The sequence below is a fragment of the Mailhella massiliensis genome (genome assembly GCF_020741395.1).
Taxonomy (GTDB): Bacteria; Desulfobacterota; Desulfovibrionia; order Desulfovibrionales; family Desulfovibrionaceae; genus Mailhella; species Mailhella massiliensis_A.
Genome location: NZ_DYZA01000194.1, coordinates 1 through 15,070, shown reverse-complemented (window position 1 = coordinate 15,070; position 15,070 = coordinate 1). Strand labels below are relative to the sequence as shown.

The window sequence follows — 15,070 nt, the reverse complement described above, 5'->3', positions numbered from 1 at the left end:
GCCCGCGCGTCTTCCCCGCGCCCCGCGCCGGAGGGGGTGATGCAACCGCAGTTTGCACAACGGGCGTTGTGTCAAGTAAAAGGCTTTTGAGTTGACACAAGGCGCGCCTCCCCGCGCTCCCTGCGTTTTTTTCGCGCCTTTTTCCCGGCCTTTCCCCGGCGCCCCGGCTTTTGCCCCTTCGCCCGGGAGCATCCCGCGCCCGCATCCCCTCCGCCCCGGGAGCCTTTTGCGCCCCGCGCCTTCCTTCGGCCTGTGGGGCCATGCGCGGGGGAGGGCAGGGCGTCTTTTTCTGCGCCCGGGTTCGTCTCGCCGTCTTTGCGCCCCGCCTGCGCCCCCCGGCAGGGCGGTTTTTTCTTGCGCCCCCGGCTTTTGCGGCGGGCATGCCCCCCCCGCATGCCGGGTTCTTCCTTTGCCCCGTGCCCACGCCGGACTTGACGGCCGTGAGTATTTGGCCTAGGCAGATATTTTTACGGCGCGCGAGCGTGTCTTTCGTCGTGCCCTGCCGGAGCGGAGCTTCCGGACGTCGTTTCAGAAAAAGGCCGAGCCTCAGCCTTTCAAATAACGGAGTACCTTTTGGACACACAGAAGAAAACCCGCAAGCCCATCAAGCTTGCCACGAAGTCGGAACATGCGGCCTATTTCATGCCCATGCTGGAGAATTTCGCCGAGCACGGCGAACTCAATGAAGTTGTGAAGAACTGCGTGGGCAAGGCCTGCGACCTCATGGACGCGGGCATTCCCCTTTATCCCAACGACTTCAGGAGAAAGCACGAGGCCGGGCCCGTGCATGCGGAATACGAGGCCCTGGGAGAGGATGAGCTCGACGCGCTGGACACCGTCTTCGAGCTTGCCGGCCGCATGATGTCTTCCCGCTCCTTCGGCAAGGTGATCTTCTTCCACCTCATGGACCGCACCGGCCGCCTCCAGTGCTATGCGGAAAAGAGCCTGCTCGGGGACGAGGCCTTTGCCGCGTTCAGGAAGCTGGACGTGGGCGATATCGTGGGCGTGAAGGGCAGGCTTTTCCGCACGAAGACCGGGGAACTCACCCTGCGCTGCGAGAGCGTGCGCCTTCTGAGCAAATCCTTCCGCGCCCTGCCGGACAAGCACAGCGGCCTGACCGACGTGGAATCGCGCTACCGTCAGCGCTATGTGGATCTTGTGATGAACCCCCGCGCCCGGGAGATTTTCCGCAAGCGCTCGCTCATCGTGCGGGAACTGCGCCGCTTCATGGAAGAATACGGCTTCATGGAAGTGGAGACGCCCATGCTCCACGCCCTTGCGGGCGGGGCGGCGGCCAAGCCCTTCGTCACCCATCACAACGCCCTCGACATAGATCTGTACCTGCGCATCGCGCCCGAGCTCTATCTGAAGCGCCTCATCGTGGGCGGCATGGAAAGGGTCTTTGAGGTCAACCGCTGCTTCCGCAACGAAGGCATAGACACGCGCCACAACCCCGAATTCACCTCCTGCGAATTCTACTGGGCCTACGCCACCTACGAAGACCTCATGGACCTCACGGAACGGCTTTTCGCCCGCATCGCCTTTGCGGTGTGCAAGAGCACGGTCATCACCTATCAGGGGCAGGAAATCGACCTCACCCCCGGGCGCTGGAAGCGCATGAGCTACCATCAGGCCCTGGAGGAAGTGGGCGGCCACAGGCCGGAATTCTATAACGATATCGAGGCAGTGCGCGCCTATTTGCGTTCGCGCGGGGAAAAGTTCATGGAAAGCGAGGGGCTCGGCAAGCTTCAGTCGCGCCTTTTCGACCTGGACGTGGAAGAGAAGCTCGTGCAGCCCACCTTCATCTACGCCTACCCCGCCGAGATTTCGCCCCTTGCCCGCAGGAACGACGCAAACCCCGAGATCACCGACCGCTTTGAAATTTTCATCTGCGGCTGCGAATACGGCAACGCCTTCTCCGAGCTCAACGACCCCGTGGACCAGCGCCTGCGCTTCGAGGCCCAGGCGGAGGCCAAGGCCGCAGGCGACGACGAGGCCTGCCCCCTGGACAACGACTATCTGCGCGCCCTGGAATACGCCATGCCGCCCACTGCGGGCGAGGGCATCGGCATCGACCGCCTGACCATGCTGCTCACCGACGAGCCTTCCATCCGCGAGGTGCTGCTCTTCCCGCTGCTCAGGCCGGAAGCGTAGCCTTTCTTTCCCGGGCGGCCTCCGGGCCGCCCTGCCAAGGGGAAAAGCATGTCCTACCCGCTGTTCATCGCGTCGCGCTACCTCACCTCGAGGAGCAAGCGCACGTTCATTTCCATCATATCCCTCATGTCCGTGCTGGGCGTGGCCATAGGCGTGGCCGCGCTCGTCATCGTCATGAGCGTGTACAACGGCGTCACCTCCGAGATGCGCGAGAAGATACTCGGCGCAAGCCCGCATCTCATGATCATGGCGACAAGGCCGGGCATGTTCACGCAGGAGGCGGGGGCGCTTGAAAGGGTGCGGGAGACGCCGGGCGTCGTGTCCGCCACGCCCTTCCTCTACGCCGAGGTGCTGCTCTCCACGCCGCAGGGGGCCACGGGCCTTGTGCTGCGCGGCATAGATCCCTTGCAGGCGGCCGAGGCCATGCCCATGCTGCATCACCTCGAAAGCGGGAGCCTTGAGAACCTTTCCCGCGAGGGCGGGCCCGCGGGCATGCTGGTGGGGCAGGAACTTGCGCGGCGCTTCCGCCTTCAGGTGGGCAGCCGCGTGAACCTCATGTCCCCGGCGGGGCAGAAGACCACGGCGGGCTTTGTGCCCAAGCTGCGTTCCTTCCGCGTGGAGGGCATTTTCAAGTCCGGCATGTCCGATTTCGACAGCCGCCTCGCCTATGTTTCCCTTTCCGCCGCCCAGGAGCTCATGGGCTATCCCGAGGGCCATGTTTCCGGCCTTGAGGCCTTTGTGAAGGAACCCTACGACGCGGCGAAGATAGCCGACGACGTGGCCGAAAGGCTCGGCCCTCCCTATTACGTCCGCAACTGGATAGACATGAACGCCAACCTTTTCGCCGCGCTTCAGCTCGAACGGTTCGGCATGTTCATCGTTCTTCTCATGGTGATTTTGGTGGGATCTTTTTCCATCATCACCTCCCTTGTCATGCTCGTCATGGAGAAAACCAAGGATATCGCGATATTGATATCCATGGGGGCCACGGCGGCGGGGATAAGGCGCATTTTCATGCTTCAGGGAGCCATTATCGGGGCGGTTGGCACGGCCATAGGTTATGTGCTAGGAATCGCATTGGCGCTGCTTCTGAAGAAGTACCAGTTCATCGAGCTTCCCCCGGGCGTGTACATGATGGACACGCTTCCGGTCATCATCGAGCCTCTGGATATCTTCCTCATCGGGGCAGTGTCCATGCTGATGTGTTTTGTGGCCACCATCTATCCTGCCAGGCAGGCCGCGCGCCTTGTGCCTGCCGAGGCCCTTCGCTATGAGTAACGACATGGATGCTTCCTCCGGCAAGGCTCCCCTCTATCTGGTGGAGCACGCCCAGAAGATTGTGGAAAGCCCGGCCGGAGAACTGACCATACTGCGCGACGTGAATTTTGAGGTGCGCGCCGGGGAGGCTCTTGCCGTAGTGGGTTCTTCAGGCTGCGGCAAATCCACGCTGCTGCACATTCTGGGCACGCTGGACAGGGCCACGGGCGGCCGCGTGCTTTTCGACGGGCGCGACCTTTCCGCCCTCACCCCCCGGGAGGCGGCGCATTTCCGCAACAGGGAACTGGGCTTCGTGTTCCAGTTCCATCACCTTCTGCCGGAATTCACCACTGTGGAGAACGTGGCCATGCAGGCCTTCATTGCAGGTATGCCCCGGTCGAAGGCCCTTTCCCTTGCGGCCGAGGCCCTGGAGAAGGTGGGCCTCGGGGAGAGGCTGAACCACCATGTGGCCACGCTTTCCGGCGGCGAGAGGCAGCGCGCGGCCATTGCCCGCGCCACGCTCCTGCGGCCCCGGGTGCTGCTTGCGGACGAGCCCACCGGCAACCTCGACGAAAAAACGGGCGCCCGCGTGACGGAGCTGCTCCGGCAGCTGAACCGCGACACGGGCATGACTCTCATCATAGTGACGCATAACCGGGAACTTGCGGAGAATATGGACCGCAGCCTTGAACTGAGATCGGGAGAGCTTTATGCGCAACATTCTTTCTAGTCTGGCATGCTTTGCCCTGTGCCTTCTGGTGTGGGCGGGCGAGGCGTCGGCGGCCGAGACCCGCGTGCTGGTGCTGCCCTTTGCCGTCAACGCTCCTTCCGCCGGGCAGCAGCTTGCCGGGGATATCCCCACGCTGGTGCGTCAGGGGCTTGAAAATTACGGTGTGAAGGCCATTCCCGTTTCTTCGGGGAAGGCGACGGCCATGGATGCATCCTCCGCCCGCGCCCGCGCCCGCTCGGCCAAGGCGGGCTATGCCGTGTACGGCAGCCTGAACCAGCTCGGCGAAGCCTTCAGCCTCGACATGCAGCTGGTGGCGGCTTCCGGCGGCGGCGCGCAGTCCTTCCACATGGAAGGGGCCAACCTGCTTGAGCTTCATCCCGTGGTGAACAGCCTGGTGGGCCAGGTGGTCTCCTCCCTGGACGCGGCCTCCCCCGTGCGCTCGGCCGCAAAGTCGGTGCGCGGCGGCCTTGCCGGCATCGACGTGAAGGGGCTCCGCTTCATCGACAAGGACAGGGTGCTCGTGCGCGTCGCCTCCCGCGAGGGCGAGCCTCTCAGCGAGGAAACTGTGGACAACGACGTGCGCAGCATCTGGGATCTCGGCTATTTCAACGACGTGCGCGCCGACGTGGTTCCCGGCCCGGCCGGGCAGACGCTGGTCTTCACCGTGGAAGAGAAGCCGCGCATTGCGGAAGTCCGGGTGGAAGGCTCCGAGGCCGTGAGCATCGGCGATATCACGGAAGCCATGTCCACGCACACCGATTCCGTGCTCAACGAAAAGGTGCTTGCCGAGGACCTGCAGAAGGTGACGGACCTTTACCACAAGCAGGGCTTCTATCTGGCCGAAGTCACCTACGCGGTGCAGCCGAGAAGCGACGGCTCCGCGGCAGTACTGGTGCTGAAGGTCAAGGAAGGCAACAAGCTCTATATCAAGGAAGTGGCCATTGAGGGCCTCAAGGAAATCGACCCCGACGAGGTGAAGGACTTCCTTTCCCTCAAGGAGCGGGGCATGTTCTCCTGGTTCACGGGGTCCGGCGTGCTCAAGGACGACCTTCTGGAGCGCGATTCCCAGGCCATACGCAGCTACTTCATGAAGAACGGCTATGTGGACGGCCAGGTGGCCGCGCCCGAGGTGCAGTATGAGGAAGACGGCATCCGCGTCGTATTCCGCGTGCGCGAGGGCGTGCATTACAAGGTGGGCGAAGTCATACTTCAGGGCGACCTCATCGACACGAAGGAACGCATCATGCAGGAAATCTCCATGGACGAGCATCAGGCCGCCGGGGATTACTTCGACCTTGAAGTCCTGCAGAACGACGTGAAGGCCCTCACGGACTTCTACAGCGATTACGGCTACGCCTTCGCCGATATCAACGTGAACCCGAAGCCCCGTCCCGAGGAGGGCGTGGTGGACGTGGTCTACACCGTGAAGCCCGGCGAGAGGCAGTACATCCGCCGCGTGGAGGTGGAAGGCAACCACCGCACCCGCGACAACGTCATCCTGCGTGAGATGCGCCTTGCCGACGGCCAGCAGTTCAGCGGCGCGAAGATGCGCCGTTCCGCCCAGCGCCTGGAGAAGACGCGCTACTTCAGCGAGGTGAACCCCTCCGTGATACCCACGGGCGTGCCCGGCGAGGTGGACCTCAAGATGAGCGTGAAGGAAACCGAGACCGGCGTGGTGAGCATCGGCTTCGGCTACTCCACCTACGACAAGTTCGGCGTCATGGCCTCCCTCACGGAAAACAACCTCTTCGGCCGCGGCTACACCCTGGGCCTTTCCGGCTACACCTCCTCCACGGAACAGTACCTGGAAGCTTCCTTCGTGAACCCCCGCCTGTTCGACACCTACTGGGGCTTCTCCGTGAGCCCCTACGGCATCGACGAGGAATGGTCGTATTTCTACAAGCGTTCCGTGGGCGTTAGGCTCGGCCTGTTCCACCCCATCGGCGAATACACGAGCGTGAACTTCGGCTACAAGTTCGAGAACTACAACCTCTACCATATGTCGGACAACGCCTCGAGGATCATTCAGGCCTACAAGGGCAGGCACTGGGCGAGCACCGTGTCCATGGGCGTCTCCCGCGACACCACCAACCACTCCACCTTCCCCACCGAAGGTACGCGCGTATCCTTCAGCATGCAGTACGGCGGCCCCTGGACCGGCGGCGACGACAGCTTCTTCAAGCCCATCGTGGAAGCGGGCTTCTACTACGGGCTGAACGATACCAACATCCTGCATGTGCGCGGCAGGGCCGGCGCGGTGTACAAGGTCGACGGCGACAAGCCCGTGCCCGTGTTCGAGCGCTTCTGGATAGGCGGTATCCGCAGCATACGCGGCTATTCCTACGACGATATCTCCCCTCGCGACCCGGAGACCGGTGAAACCATCGGTTCCGACCGCATGGGCTTTGCCAACATCGAATACATCTGGGTGCTCAAGAAGGAGCTCGGCCTCGCCGTAGTGCCCTTCTACGACATAGGCTTCAACGTCGACAGCGACCAGTGCTCCAGCGTGTTCGACAAGGTGTATTCCTCTGCGGGCGTGGAGCTTCGCTGGCGCTCCCCCATGGGCGATCTGCGCTTTGCCTACGGCTACCCGCTTTCCAAGAACTCCGACGGTACCCGCCGGCACAGCGGCCGCTTTGAGTTCTCCATGGGTCAGGCCTTCTAGCATCGGGCCGCGCCGCGTGGGCTCCGTGCGGGCGTGCGGCGGGAGGAAAAACAACAGAGAGGGGGAGGCTTGCCTCCCCCTTTGTCGTAAAAAAGCGTGCGCGCCGGGCGATGCGTTTCCCTTCCCGGCATGTTTCTGCGTACCCGGCGAAAGCCCGGCCGGGGCAGGGCGGGCAGGAGGGGGGGCGGTTCCGGCCTCCGGCAGGGAAGCGTTCCGCCCGCACTCTGCGAAGAACCGCGTGTTTACGGCCGCCGCGCCGGGGGTATGGCGCGGCGCGGAAGAAGAGGGCTCCTTGCAGGGAAAGAAGGGCCGGATGATGGGCAATGCGGCATGGGCAAAGCAGGATGCCCCGGATTCTCCCCGTCCCGCGCGGCATGGGCGGAAGCGGCCACGTTCCTCGCTCGGACTCGATCCCCCCGAAGCCCCCCGCGCATGGGTGGAAGTTCTTTTCAGGAAGTAAAAAACTGGAGCCAGCCCCCGAAGCCCCCCGCATGGGCGGAAACGGCCGCGTTCCTCGCACGGACTCTATGTCCCCGAAGCGTTGCGCGCATGGGCGGAAGCGGCCACGTTCCTCGCACGGACTCGATCCCCCCGAAGCCCCCCGCGCATGGGTGGAAGCGGGCGCCCTGCAACGCGCCCGGGGCTTTCGCTTTTCCCCCAGCGGCAAAGGGCGGCGTCCCGGATGCGGCGCAGGAAGGGCGCCCGACGGAAGAAGGGGGCGCGGGCCTTCTTCCACGACGTTTTTCAAGGATACCATCATGCAGCATTACGATACGGTGATTTTCGACCTCGACGGCACGCTTCTCGATACGCTGGAAGACCTCATGCTGAGCGTGAACCATGCTCTTTCCGGCCGCACAAAGGTGCGGCGCAGCCTGGAGGAGGTGCGGGGCTTTGTGGGCAACGGCGTGCGCAGGCTCATGGAGCTTTCTTTGCCCGGCGGGGAGGATAACCCCCTGTTTGAAGAAGCCATGGCCGCTTTCCGCGTCCACTACGCGGCCCATTGCCGCGACCACACCCGGCCCTATGCCGGGATTATGGACATGCTCGAGGCGCTGAAGGGGCGCGGGCTCAGGCTCGGCATCGTGTCCAACAAGCCCGACGCCCAGGTCAAGGACATGAACGGGGAATATTTCGGCGGCGTGTTCGGTTCCGCCATGGGCGAAAGGCAGGGCGTGCGCCGCAAGCCCGCGCCGGACGGCCTTCTCGCCGCCATGGAGGAGCTCGGCGCCTCCCGGGAAGGCACGCTCTATGTGGGGGATTCGGAAGTGGACATAGCGACGGCGAAAAACGCGGGCGTGGACTGCCTTTCCGTCACCTGGGGCTTCCGCGACAGGGATATTCTTGAGAAGGCCGGGGCCTCGCGCTTCATCGACGCGCCCGGGGAGCTGCCCGCCCTGTTCGGCGCGGCGCGCTGAACCGCACGCCCTGCCCGCCGGGGGCCCTTGCAGGCAGGATTTTTTCCCGGGGCGCCCCCCCTGCCCGGGAAGCGCCTGCCCGCTCCTTCCCTGCACAGGCTCCGGGGTTCTGCCCTGCGCCTTCCGCCCGCCCGTGCGGGCTTTTTTTTCAGGGAAATCCCGGGCAGGGGCGAGGACTGTCCCCCGGTCTTTCAGGAAAGCTCCGTGGACTGCGCCTTTTCCGTCGGTCGCGGATCTTCGGCGGCCCTGCATTCTTTAAGCTGCGGCACGACGAAGCGGAAGAATACGGCGAGGGCGAGGAGCTGGCCCGTCGCGCCCACACGGTAGGCGGCGGCCATGCCCATGATCTCGGCAATGAGCCCGCCGCTCACAAGGGCGAGGAAAATACCGCCGTCCATGCCGATGAAGTACATGGAGCTCGCCACGCCGCGCCTGTCCCTGGGGGAGAGGCGCATGAGTATGGTCTGATAGCTCGGGGTGAGCGCGCCCATGGACATGCCGAGCAGCACGCCGCAGAGCACGAATACCGTGGGGGAGCTGGTGGAGGAAAGCAGCCATACGCCGCCCATGGTGAAGAGCTCCGCCGTGCAGATGAGGTGCACCGTGAAGCCGTGGTCGGTAATATAGCCGGAGAAGAGGCGGCTTGCCATGAGCCCCAGTCCCATGAGCAGGAAATAGAGGCTGGCGTAGTCCGCAAGGCCGTGTTCCCGGGCGAGCACGGAAATGTAGTTGGTGATCATGCCCTGCATGAAGGCGGCGATGAGCAGGGCGGCGAGGGCCCAGGCGCCGCTTTTCATGAAGAGCATGTCCATCGTGATCTTTTTCTGCTCGGGAGCCTTCTGCCTGCGGGGGTGCAGACACGCCTGGAACACGGCCCCGGCTGCGGCAAAGGCCGAGGGCACCCAGAAGGCCGCAGCGTAGGAGAAGGCGTCCGCCACGAAAAGGCCCAGCATGGGGCCGAAGATCATGCCGAGGGACACGGTGCTGCTGAAGATGCCTATGCCCGTGCCTATTTTTCCTTCGGGCATGAAGTCCACGGCAAGGGTGGCCTGCGAGGTGGTCATGGAAGAAAAGGCCACGCCGTGCAGAAGGCGTATGAACATGAAAAGCATGACGCCCGCCGCCGCGAGGCAGAGGGGAAAGCACGCCATGCAGACAAGGGTGGAGATGATGAGCACGAGCCTCCGGTTGAACCTGTCCACAATGAGGCCGGAGACGGGGCGGAAGAGCAGGGCCACCAGGGGAAACACGGCCATGGCCGCGCCCATGACGGACTTGGGGGAGTGCAGCTCGTCCATGAGGTAGAGGGGCAGCACGGGCATGATGGAATAGCCGGCCATGCAGGTGCAGAGATTGGCCAGACAGATGAGGGAGAAATTTCTGGTGAAAAGCGCCTGCCCGGTATTTTCTTTCGGGGGAGAAGTTTTCATGGCGGAGATCCTTGCATGGAGGGGTATATGCGGGGAGGGAGAACGTATTTTCCCCCATCATACGCCCGTTTCCGTGCGGGAGCAAGACAAAGGCCGTCTTTTCCGGCTCTTGCCCTTGCCTTTGCGTCCCGGTTCTCCCCGCAGGGGCCGCTCCCGGGTTCGGCCCCTGCCCGCAAGGAAGCGTTGCCCGCGCCCGGAGGCTTCCGGCATTTTTGCAGGACGGAGCGCCTTTCCGGCCCGGGCCTTGGCGGGTATGGGGAAGCTTCGGGCAGGGGGCGCCCATGCCTTCCCGGCATGGTATCTTCCGCGGCCAGTATGGGGAACTGCGCCGGCAAGGGCCTTCCGCGCATTTTTCGGGCCGCCTCAGCCTTCCGCGCCCCCGCATTTCACGCCCGGGCCGGAAAGGCGGCTTCTGCCGTTGCCGCAGGGCTCCACGCGTATCTGCACGGGCACCCTCTCGCGCACGGCCTGAACGTGGGAGATGATGCCTATGGTTTTTCCCTTTTCATGGAGGGCGGCGAGCATGTCGAGGGCGGTGTTCAGGGCCTCCTCGTCCAGGGTGCCGAAGCCCTCGTCGAGGAACACGGAGTCCACGCGCACGTTGCGCCCGGCCATTTGCGCCAGGGCCAGCGCCAGCGCGAGGCTCACAAGGAAGCTTTCCCCGCCGGAGAGGTTGCGCGAGGAGCGCACCGCGTCGGCCTGATAGCGGTCTATGACGTTGAGGGTGAGCGCCTCTTCCGTGCTGTAGGTGAGCTCGTAGCGGTCCGTCATGAGGGCCAGCTGGCGGTTGGCGAGCCTGAGCAGGGAGCGGAAGGTGAGTTCCTGCACATAGTTGCGGAATTTCTTGCCGTCGGCCGAGCCTATGAGCGCGTCCAGGCCCTTCCAGCGGCCGCACAGGGCGGCCTGCGCCTCGCGGCGCTCCCTGAGGGCCCGCTCCTCCTTCCTGCATGCCGCGTCGGCCTTCAGCCTTTCCAGTACCGCGCCGAGCTCCCTGAGCGCTTCTTCCCGCTTCCTGAGGGCCCCATCCCTCTTTTCCGCACATTCCTCCCGGGGAAGCGCAGGGGCGGGTGCATCCTCCTTCCTGCGCGCAAGCTCGCGGCTGCGCGTCTGAAGGGCCAGGGCCTGCCGGGCAAGCCGCGATTCTTTTTCTTCCAGCCCGCGCAGCGCTTCCCCGGGCAGGAGCGCATCGCGGCATGCCTGCTCGCCCGCAAAGCCCGCCGAGGCCAGGCCGCGGGCCAGCTCCTTCTCCAGCTGAAGGAGCGTTTCCGTGCGCCGGGCAATGCGCCCATCCAGCACGGCAAGGGTGTTTTCGGCCTGCTCATGGGCGCTTTTCGCGCTTTCCGCCTCGCGCAGAAGCCGCGCCTCCTCTTGCTCGCGGAAACGCAGCCGGAGCCTTGCCTTCTCCTCTTCCTGCGCCGGGTCGCGCAGGTTGAAAAGCTCCTGCCGCGCAAGGGTGAGGGCATGCCGCTCCTCCTGCATGCGGGCGAGGTTCCCGGCCCCTTCGGCGCAGGCGGCCTGCGAGCCTGCCATGTCCTCCGTGCGGGCCGAAAGCTCCAGCGCCATATCCTCCAGCTCTCGCCGCATCCCTTCCGCTTCCCGGCCCAGGGCAAGGAAGGCCTCGCGCCGCGCTTCCAGGCTCCGCAGGGCCTTTTCCATATCTTCCGTGGAGGAAGCCTGCACGCCGAAAAAGCGCAGGTCGCGGCAGAGCGCTTCCCGTCCTTCGCGGCAGAGTCCCTCGCTCCGGCTCCGGCCGCTTTCCAGACTGTGCGCCTCCGTATCGAGGCGGAGCAGTTCCTTTTCCAGCGCCAGGGAGGCCTTGAGGGCCTCGCTCCGCTTTTTTTCCAGCTCTTCCCGCGCTTCCCGGGCGCGCTGTTCCCCTTCTTCCCGCTTCTGCACTTCCGCCAGAAGGCGGGAGATGCCGTCATGGGCCTTTGCCGTGCCCGCGCGCAGCCTGTCCAGAAGCGGCGGAAGGGCGGAGTTTTCCTCAAGGGCGAGGGCGCCGAACATATCCTTTTCCAGCGCCTCTTCCTCTTCCGCCGTGCCGAAGGAGCCGTTCAGGGGAAACATGTCCTTCAACTGCGCACCGAGGCGTGCGGAAAGGCTTTGAAGCTCCTCGCTGAGCTCGCGCCGTGCGCTTTCGGCGTGCGCCGCGTCCCTTTCATGGGCGGCAAGGGAGGCGGTGAGCTCTTCCAGCCTTTTTTCCAGCCGCGCCGCCTCTTCCTCCCCGCCCGGTTCCGCAGGGGGCAGGCCCCGGGCGAAGGGGTGATGCAGGCTCCCGCACAAGGGGCAGGGACGGCCTTCCCGGAGCTTCTGCCGCTCCTCTTCGTAATTTTTGATCTTCGCCCGCAGAAAAAGGGCTTCGTGCAGCGCCGAGAGCGTGGCCCGGCCGGAGGTAAGTTCCTGCCTCTCGCGCGCCAGGGCAAGGGCAAGCTCCCTTTCTTTCCCGGCAAGTTCCCTTTCCTTTTCCCGGCGTGCAGGGATGAGGCGGGCGTATTCCCGCGCCGCGTCGATGCGCGCAAGGCGGGAGAAAAGCTCCTCCTTGCGCGCGCGGTGGAAGGCCGTGCCCCTCCCTGCAAGCAGGGCCGCCTTCTCTTCAAGGAAGGCGCGCCGCTCTTCTTCCTTGCGGGCGGATTCCTCATCCAGCGCACGGGCGGCGCGTTTTTTTTCTTCCAGCGCGGCCAGGGCCGCCGCCTGCGCCTTCCTGCGCTCTTCCAGTGCGGCCAGGGCGGCGGCGTGTTCCGCTTCCCGCTCCTTCAGCCGGGCAAGGCGCTGAAAGAGAGCGCCGAGCGCTTCCTGAAGCGCGGCATCCGCAGCGCAGGCCTTCCGCCGCTCTTCCAGCTGCCGCAGGGCGTTCTGCCGCTGCTCGCGTCGCCCCCGGAGCGCGTCGCGTTCCTTTTCCCTGAGGGCAAGGGCATTTTTCCTGTTTTCCAGCTCCAGGGAAAGGGCGGCGATATCCCGCGCTTTTGCCGCAAGGTCGCTGTCCATGGCGCGGACGCGGGCGCACGTTTCCCGCAGGGCCGCCGTTTCCTCCCTCTCTGCGGCAAGGGCTGCGCGCGCGGCTTCGAGGGCCTTTTCCGCCTCCTTCCTGCGCATGTCGAGCCGCGGGCTTTCGTTTTGGTGGAAAAGCCGCTGCGCCGTATCCTTGGCCTGCTCCTCGCGCCGCACGGAGGCCGCTTCCAGAAGCCCCGCAAGGCCGAGGGCAAGGCGAGCCCGCTCGAGGCGCTCCCTTTCCGGGGCAAAGGCCGCCTGCGCGCGGGCAAGTTCCTCCTGTTCCGCCCTCAGGGCGGCCTCGTCGCACAGAAGCTTCTGTGCCCTTTCATGGCGCGCCAGCTCTTCCCCGAGCCTCGCTTCCTCCCGCGCCAGCTCCCCGCAGCGCTCCTGAAGCGCGGCGGCGTGCTCTTCGAGCGCCTGCGCTTCTTCGCGGGAGAGCAGGTTTTTCCCGGCAAGCGCCGCATCCAGCTCGGCGAGCTTCAGCTCCTCCTCCCGGTTGCGCTGATGCACCCGCATGGAAATTTCGCTGTAGATGCCCGTGCCCGTGATGCGCTCCAGAAGCGGGGCGCGAGCATCGCCGTCCGCCAGAAGGAAAGAGGCGAATTTCCCTTGTGCAAGCAGCATGGACTGAAGAAAGCGCCCGAAATCCATGCCCGTGATTTCCCGAACTTTTTCCGCTACTTCCGTGGTCTTTTCCGCAAGGCATGCGCCCTTGTCGTCGTAGAGCCGGTGCCTCGGCGGCTGAAGCCTGCCCGAGACTTTCCTGCCCGCCTTCGACTGGCTCCAGGAGCAGAGGTAGGTGCCCGCCCCGGTGCGGAAGGAAATTTCCGCCGCACAGTCCGCCGTGTGGCGGGACATGATCTCGTTGCCGCTTCTGGTGATGCGCTCAAGCCTCGGCGTCGCGCCGTAGAGGGCAAGGCATACGGCATCGAGTATGGTGCTCTTGCCCGCGCCCGTAGGCCCGGTGATGGCGAAAATGCCGCCTTCGTAGGCCGGCGTGTCCAGGCGTATGTTCCAGTCTCCGGTAAGGGAATTGAGGTTGCGTATGTGTATGCTCAGGATGCGCATGTTTCCTCCCTTTCCGGCATGGCGAGCACCTCGCGGTAGAGGGCGCGCAGCCCTTCCAGCTCCGGGCTTTCGGGGTCGGCGTCGGGAAAGGCCTCCCTGAGCCTCCGCTCAAACACTTCTTCCACGCCCATTTCCTCCAGGTTTTCCCGCCCCGCGTCGGCATCCATGCCCTCGGGCATGGGCCGGGCGCTGCGCACCCGCAGTATTTCCAGGCCGTTTCGGGCACGGGCATCCACCCTTTCCCTGAGGTCGGGCGCAGGGGCCGCGCCCGTATACGTCACTTCCGCCCATACGGCCTGCCCGCATGCGGAAAGCTCCTCAAGCCGCGCTTCTATGTCCGCAAGAGCGCCTTCCACGCTTTCCAGGCGCTGGAACGAGGGCACGCCCACGCGCTCCACGCGCACCTGCCGCCCCGCAGTACGCAGCAAGGCTACTTCCTTGGGCCGCGCGGCTTCGGCAAAGCTCAGGGGCAGGGGCGAGCCCGAGTAGCGTATGCGCTCGCTCCCGCCCGCCTTCTGCGCAAGGTGCAGGTGCCCGAGGGCCACATAGTCGAGGCTTTCGGGGAAGATGCCCGCATCCACCTGCCCGAGGGAGCCTATGCGCAGTTCCCGCACGCCTTCGCTCAGGGCCCCGCCCGACGTGAAAAGATGCCCCATGGCGATTACCGGGATATCCCTGCCCGCGCGCAGTTCTTCCGCCCTCAGGGCCGCGCGGCGGTAATGCTCCCTCATGCCCTCGGCCATGAGGCGGTCGCGCTCCTGCATGCCTTCGCCTTCTTTTGCGCGGTACAGGTCTCTTTCCCGCAGGAAGGGCACGGCGCAGACGATGAGCTCAGGCTCGCCTTCCGGGCCTTCCAGCATGAGAACCTCGCCTTCCGGCTCCCGGGCGCGGCCTGTAATGTGAATACCCATGGAAGAAAGCAGAATATCCGGCGCATCCAGAAAGGCCGGGGAATCGTGATTGCCCGAGGTGATGACGATGTGGCGGCAGGGGCTCCCGGGGGAGAGCAGGTCGCCGAGAAAGCGGTAGTAAAGCTCCTGGGCCCGCGTGCCCGGGAGGGCGCTGTCGAAGACGTCCCCGGCAAGGAGCAGGGCATGCACCTGCCTCTCGCGCACAAAGCCCTGAAGCCAGGCGAGAAAGGCCTGAAATTCCTCATGCCGTCGCCTGCCGTAAAGCTGATGGCCGAGATGCCAGTCGGAGGTGTGGAGTATGTTCATCATGTTTTCTTTTCCGGGATATGCCGGGCGGGGGAAGAGTTTCCGCCGGAAGGCCACGGCGGGGCTCCGGGGAAGGCCGCCGGATCCCATGTTTATCACGGGGCGGGGGGGGCTGTCATGGGGAATCCGTGGCGGAA

The 15,070-nt window shown here is 64.9% G+C and carries 8 protein-coding genes; 5 read left to right on the top strand and 3 right to left on the bottom strand.

The window, feature by feature from the left end:
- Window positions 1–648 precede the first annotated feature (648 nt).
- From lysS to K8W16_RS09635, 5 genes are all read left to right on the top strand, one after another.
- On the top strand, window positions 649–2,154 hold the full coding sequence (lysS, locus tag K8W16_RS09655) for a lysine--tRNA ligase (protein WP_304123020.1): 1,506 nt from the start codon (window positions 649–651) through the stop codon (window positions 2,152–2,154).
- A gap of 48 nt (window positions 2,155–2,202) precedes the next feature.
- On the top strand, window positions 2,203–3,432 hold the full coding sequence (locus K8W16_RS09650; protein WP_304123018.1) for a lipoprotein-releasing ABC transporter permease subunit: 1,230 nt from the start codon (window positions 2,203–2,205) through the stop codon (window positions 3,430–3,432).
- A complete protein-coding gene (locus K8W16_RS09645; RefSeq protein WP_304123016.1) occupies window positions 3,425–4,141 on the top strand; it encodes an ABC transporter ATP-binding protein in 717 nt (238 codons plus the stop codon). Before K8W16_RS09650 ends, K8W16_RS09645 begins: the two co-directional genes overlap by 8 nt.
- On the top strand, window positions 4,122–6,809 hold the full coding sequence (bamA, locus tag K8W16_RS09640) for an outer membrane protein assembly factor BamA (RefSeq protein ID WP_304123013.1): 2,688 nt from the start codon (window positions 4,122–4,124) through the stop codon (window positions 6,807–6,809). Before K8W16_RS09645 ends, bamA begins: the two co-directional genes overlap by 20 nt.
- A gap of 758 nt (window positions 6,810–7,567) precedes the next feature.
- Window positions 7,568–8,227 carry an HAD family hydrolase gene (locus tag K8W16_RS09635; protein ID WP_304123010.1) on the top strand — a complete coding sequence of 220 codons (660 nt, stop codon included), beginning with the start codon at window positions 7,568–7,570 and terminating at the stop codon, window positions 8,225–8,227.
- A 191-nt stretch (window positions 8,228–8,418) separates the two neighbouring features.
- Here the strand turns inward: K8W16_RS09635 and K8W16_RS09630 are convergent, their stop codons facing one another.
- The 3 genes from K8W16_RS09630 to K8W16_RS09620 form a co-directional block, all read right to left on the bottom strand.
- On the bottom strand, window positions 8,419–9,657 hold the full coding sequence (locus K8W16_RS09630) for an MFS transporter (RefSeq protein ID WP_304123007.1): 1,239 nt from the start codon (window positions 9,655–9,657) through the stop codon (window positions 8,419–8,421).
- A gap of 363 nt (window positions 9,658–10,020) precedes the next feature.
- Window positions 10,021–13,716: an AAA family ATPase gene (locus tag K8W16_RS09625; protein WP_304123004.1), complete on the bottom strand. Its 3,696-nt coding sequence runs from the start codon at window positions 13,714–13,716 to the stop codon at window positions 10,021–10,023.
- The gene (locus K8W16_RS09620; protein WP_304123001.1) at window positions 13,704–14,936 is read right to left on the bottom strand and encodes an exonuclease SbcCD subunit D C-terminal domain-containing protein; all 1,233 of its coding nucleotides are present in this window, start codon (window positions 14,934–14,936) and stop codon (window positions 13,704–13,706) included. Before K8W16_RS09620 ends, K8W16_RS09625 begins: the two co-directional genes overlap by 13 nt.
- Window positions 14,937–15,070: the final 134 nt, after the last annotated feature.

Excerpts from the sequence above, each read along its gene's own strand:
- K8W16_RS09650 (WP_304123018.1), top strand. The coding sequence starts at position 2,203 with ATGTCCTACCCGCTGTTCATCGCGTCGCGCTACCTCACCTCGAGGAGC.
- K8W16_RS09620 (WP_304123001.1), bottom strand. The coding sequence starts at position 14,936 with ATGATGAACATACTCCACACCTCCGACTGGCATCTCGGCCATCAGCTT.
- K8W16_RS09635 (WP_304123010.1), top strand. The coding sequence starts at position 7,568 with ATGCAGCATTACGATACGGTGATTTTCGACCTCGACGGCACGCTTCTC.
- lysS (WP_304123020.1), top strand. The coding sequence starts at position 649 with ATGCTGGAGAATTTCGCCGAGCACGGCGAACTCAATGAAGTTGTGAAG.
- bamA (WP_304123013.1), top strand. The coding sequence starts at position 4,122 with ATGCGCAACATTCTTTCTAGTCTGGCATGCTTTGCCCTGTGCCTTCTG.
- K8W16_RS09625 (WP_304123004.1), bottom strand. The coding sequence starts at position 13,716 with ATGCGCATCCTGAGCATACACATACGCAACCTCAATTCCCTTACCGGA.
- K8W16_RS09645 (WP_304123016.1), top strand. The coding sequence starts at position 3,425 with ATGAGTAACGACATGGATGCTTCCTCCGGCAAGGCTCCCCTCTATCTG.
- K8W16_RS09630 (WP_304123007.1), bottom strand. The coding sequence starts at position 9,657 with ATGAAAACTTCTCCCCCGAAAGAAAATACCGGGCAGGCGCTTTTCACC.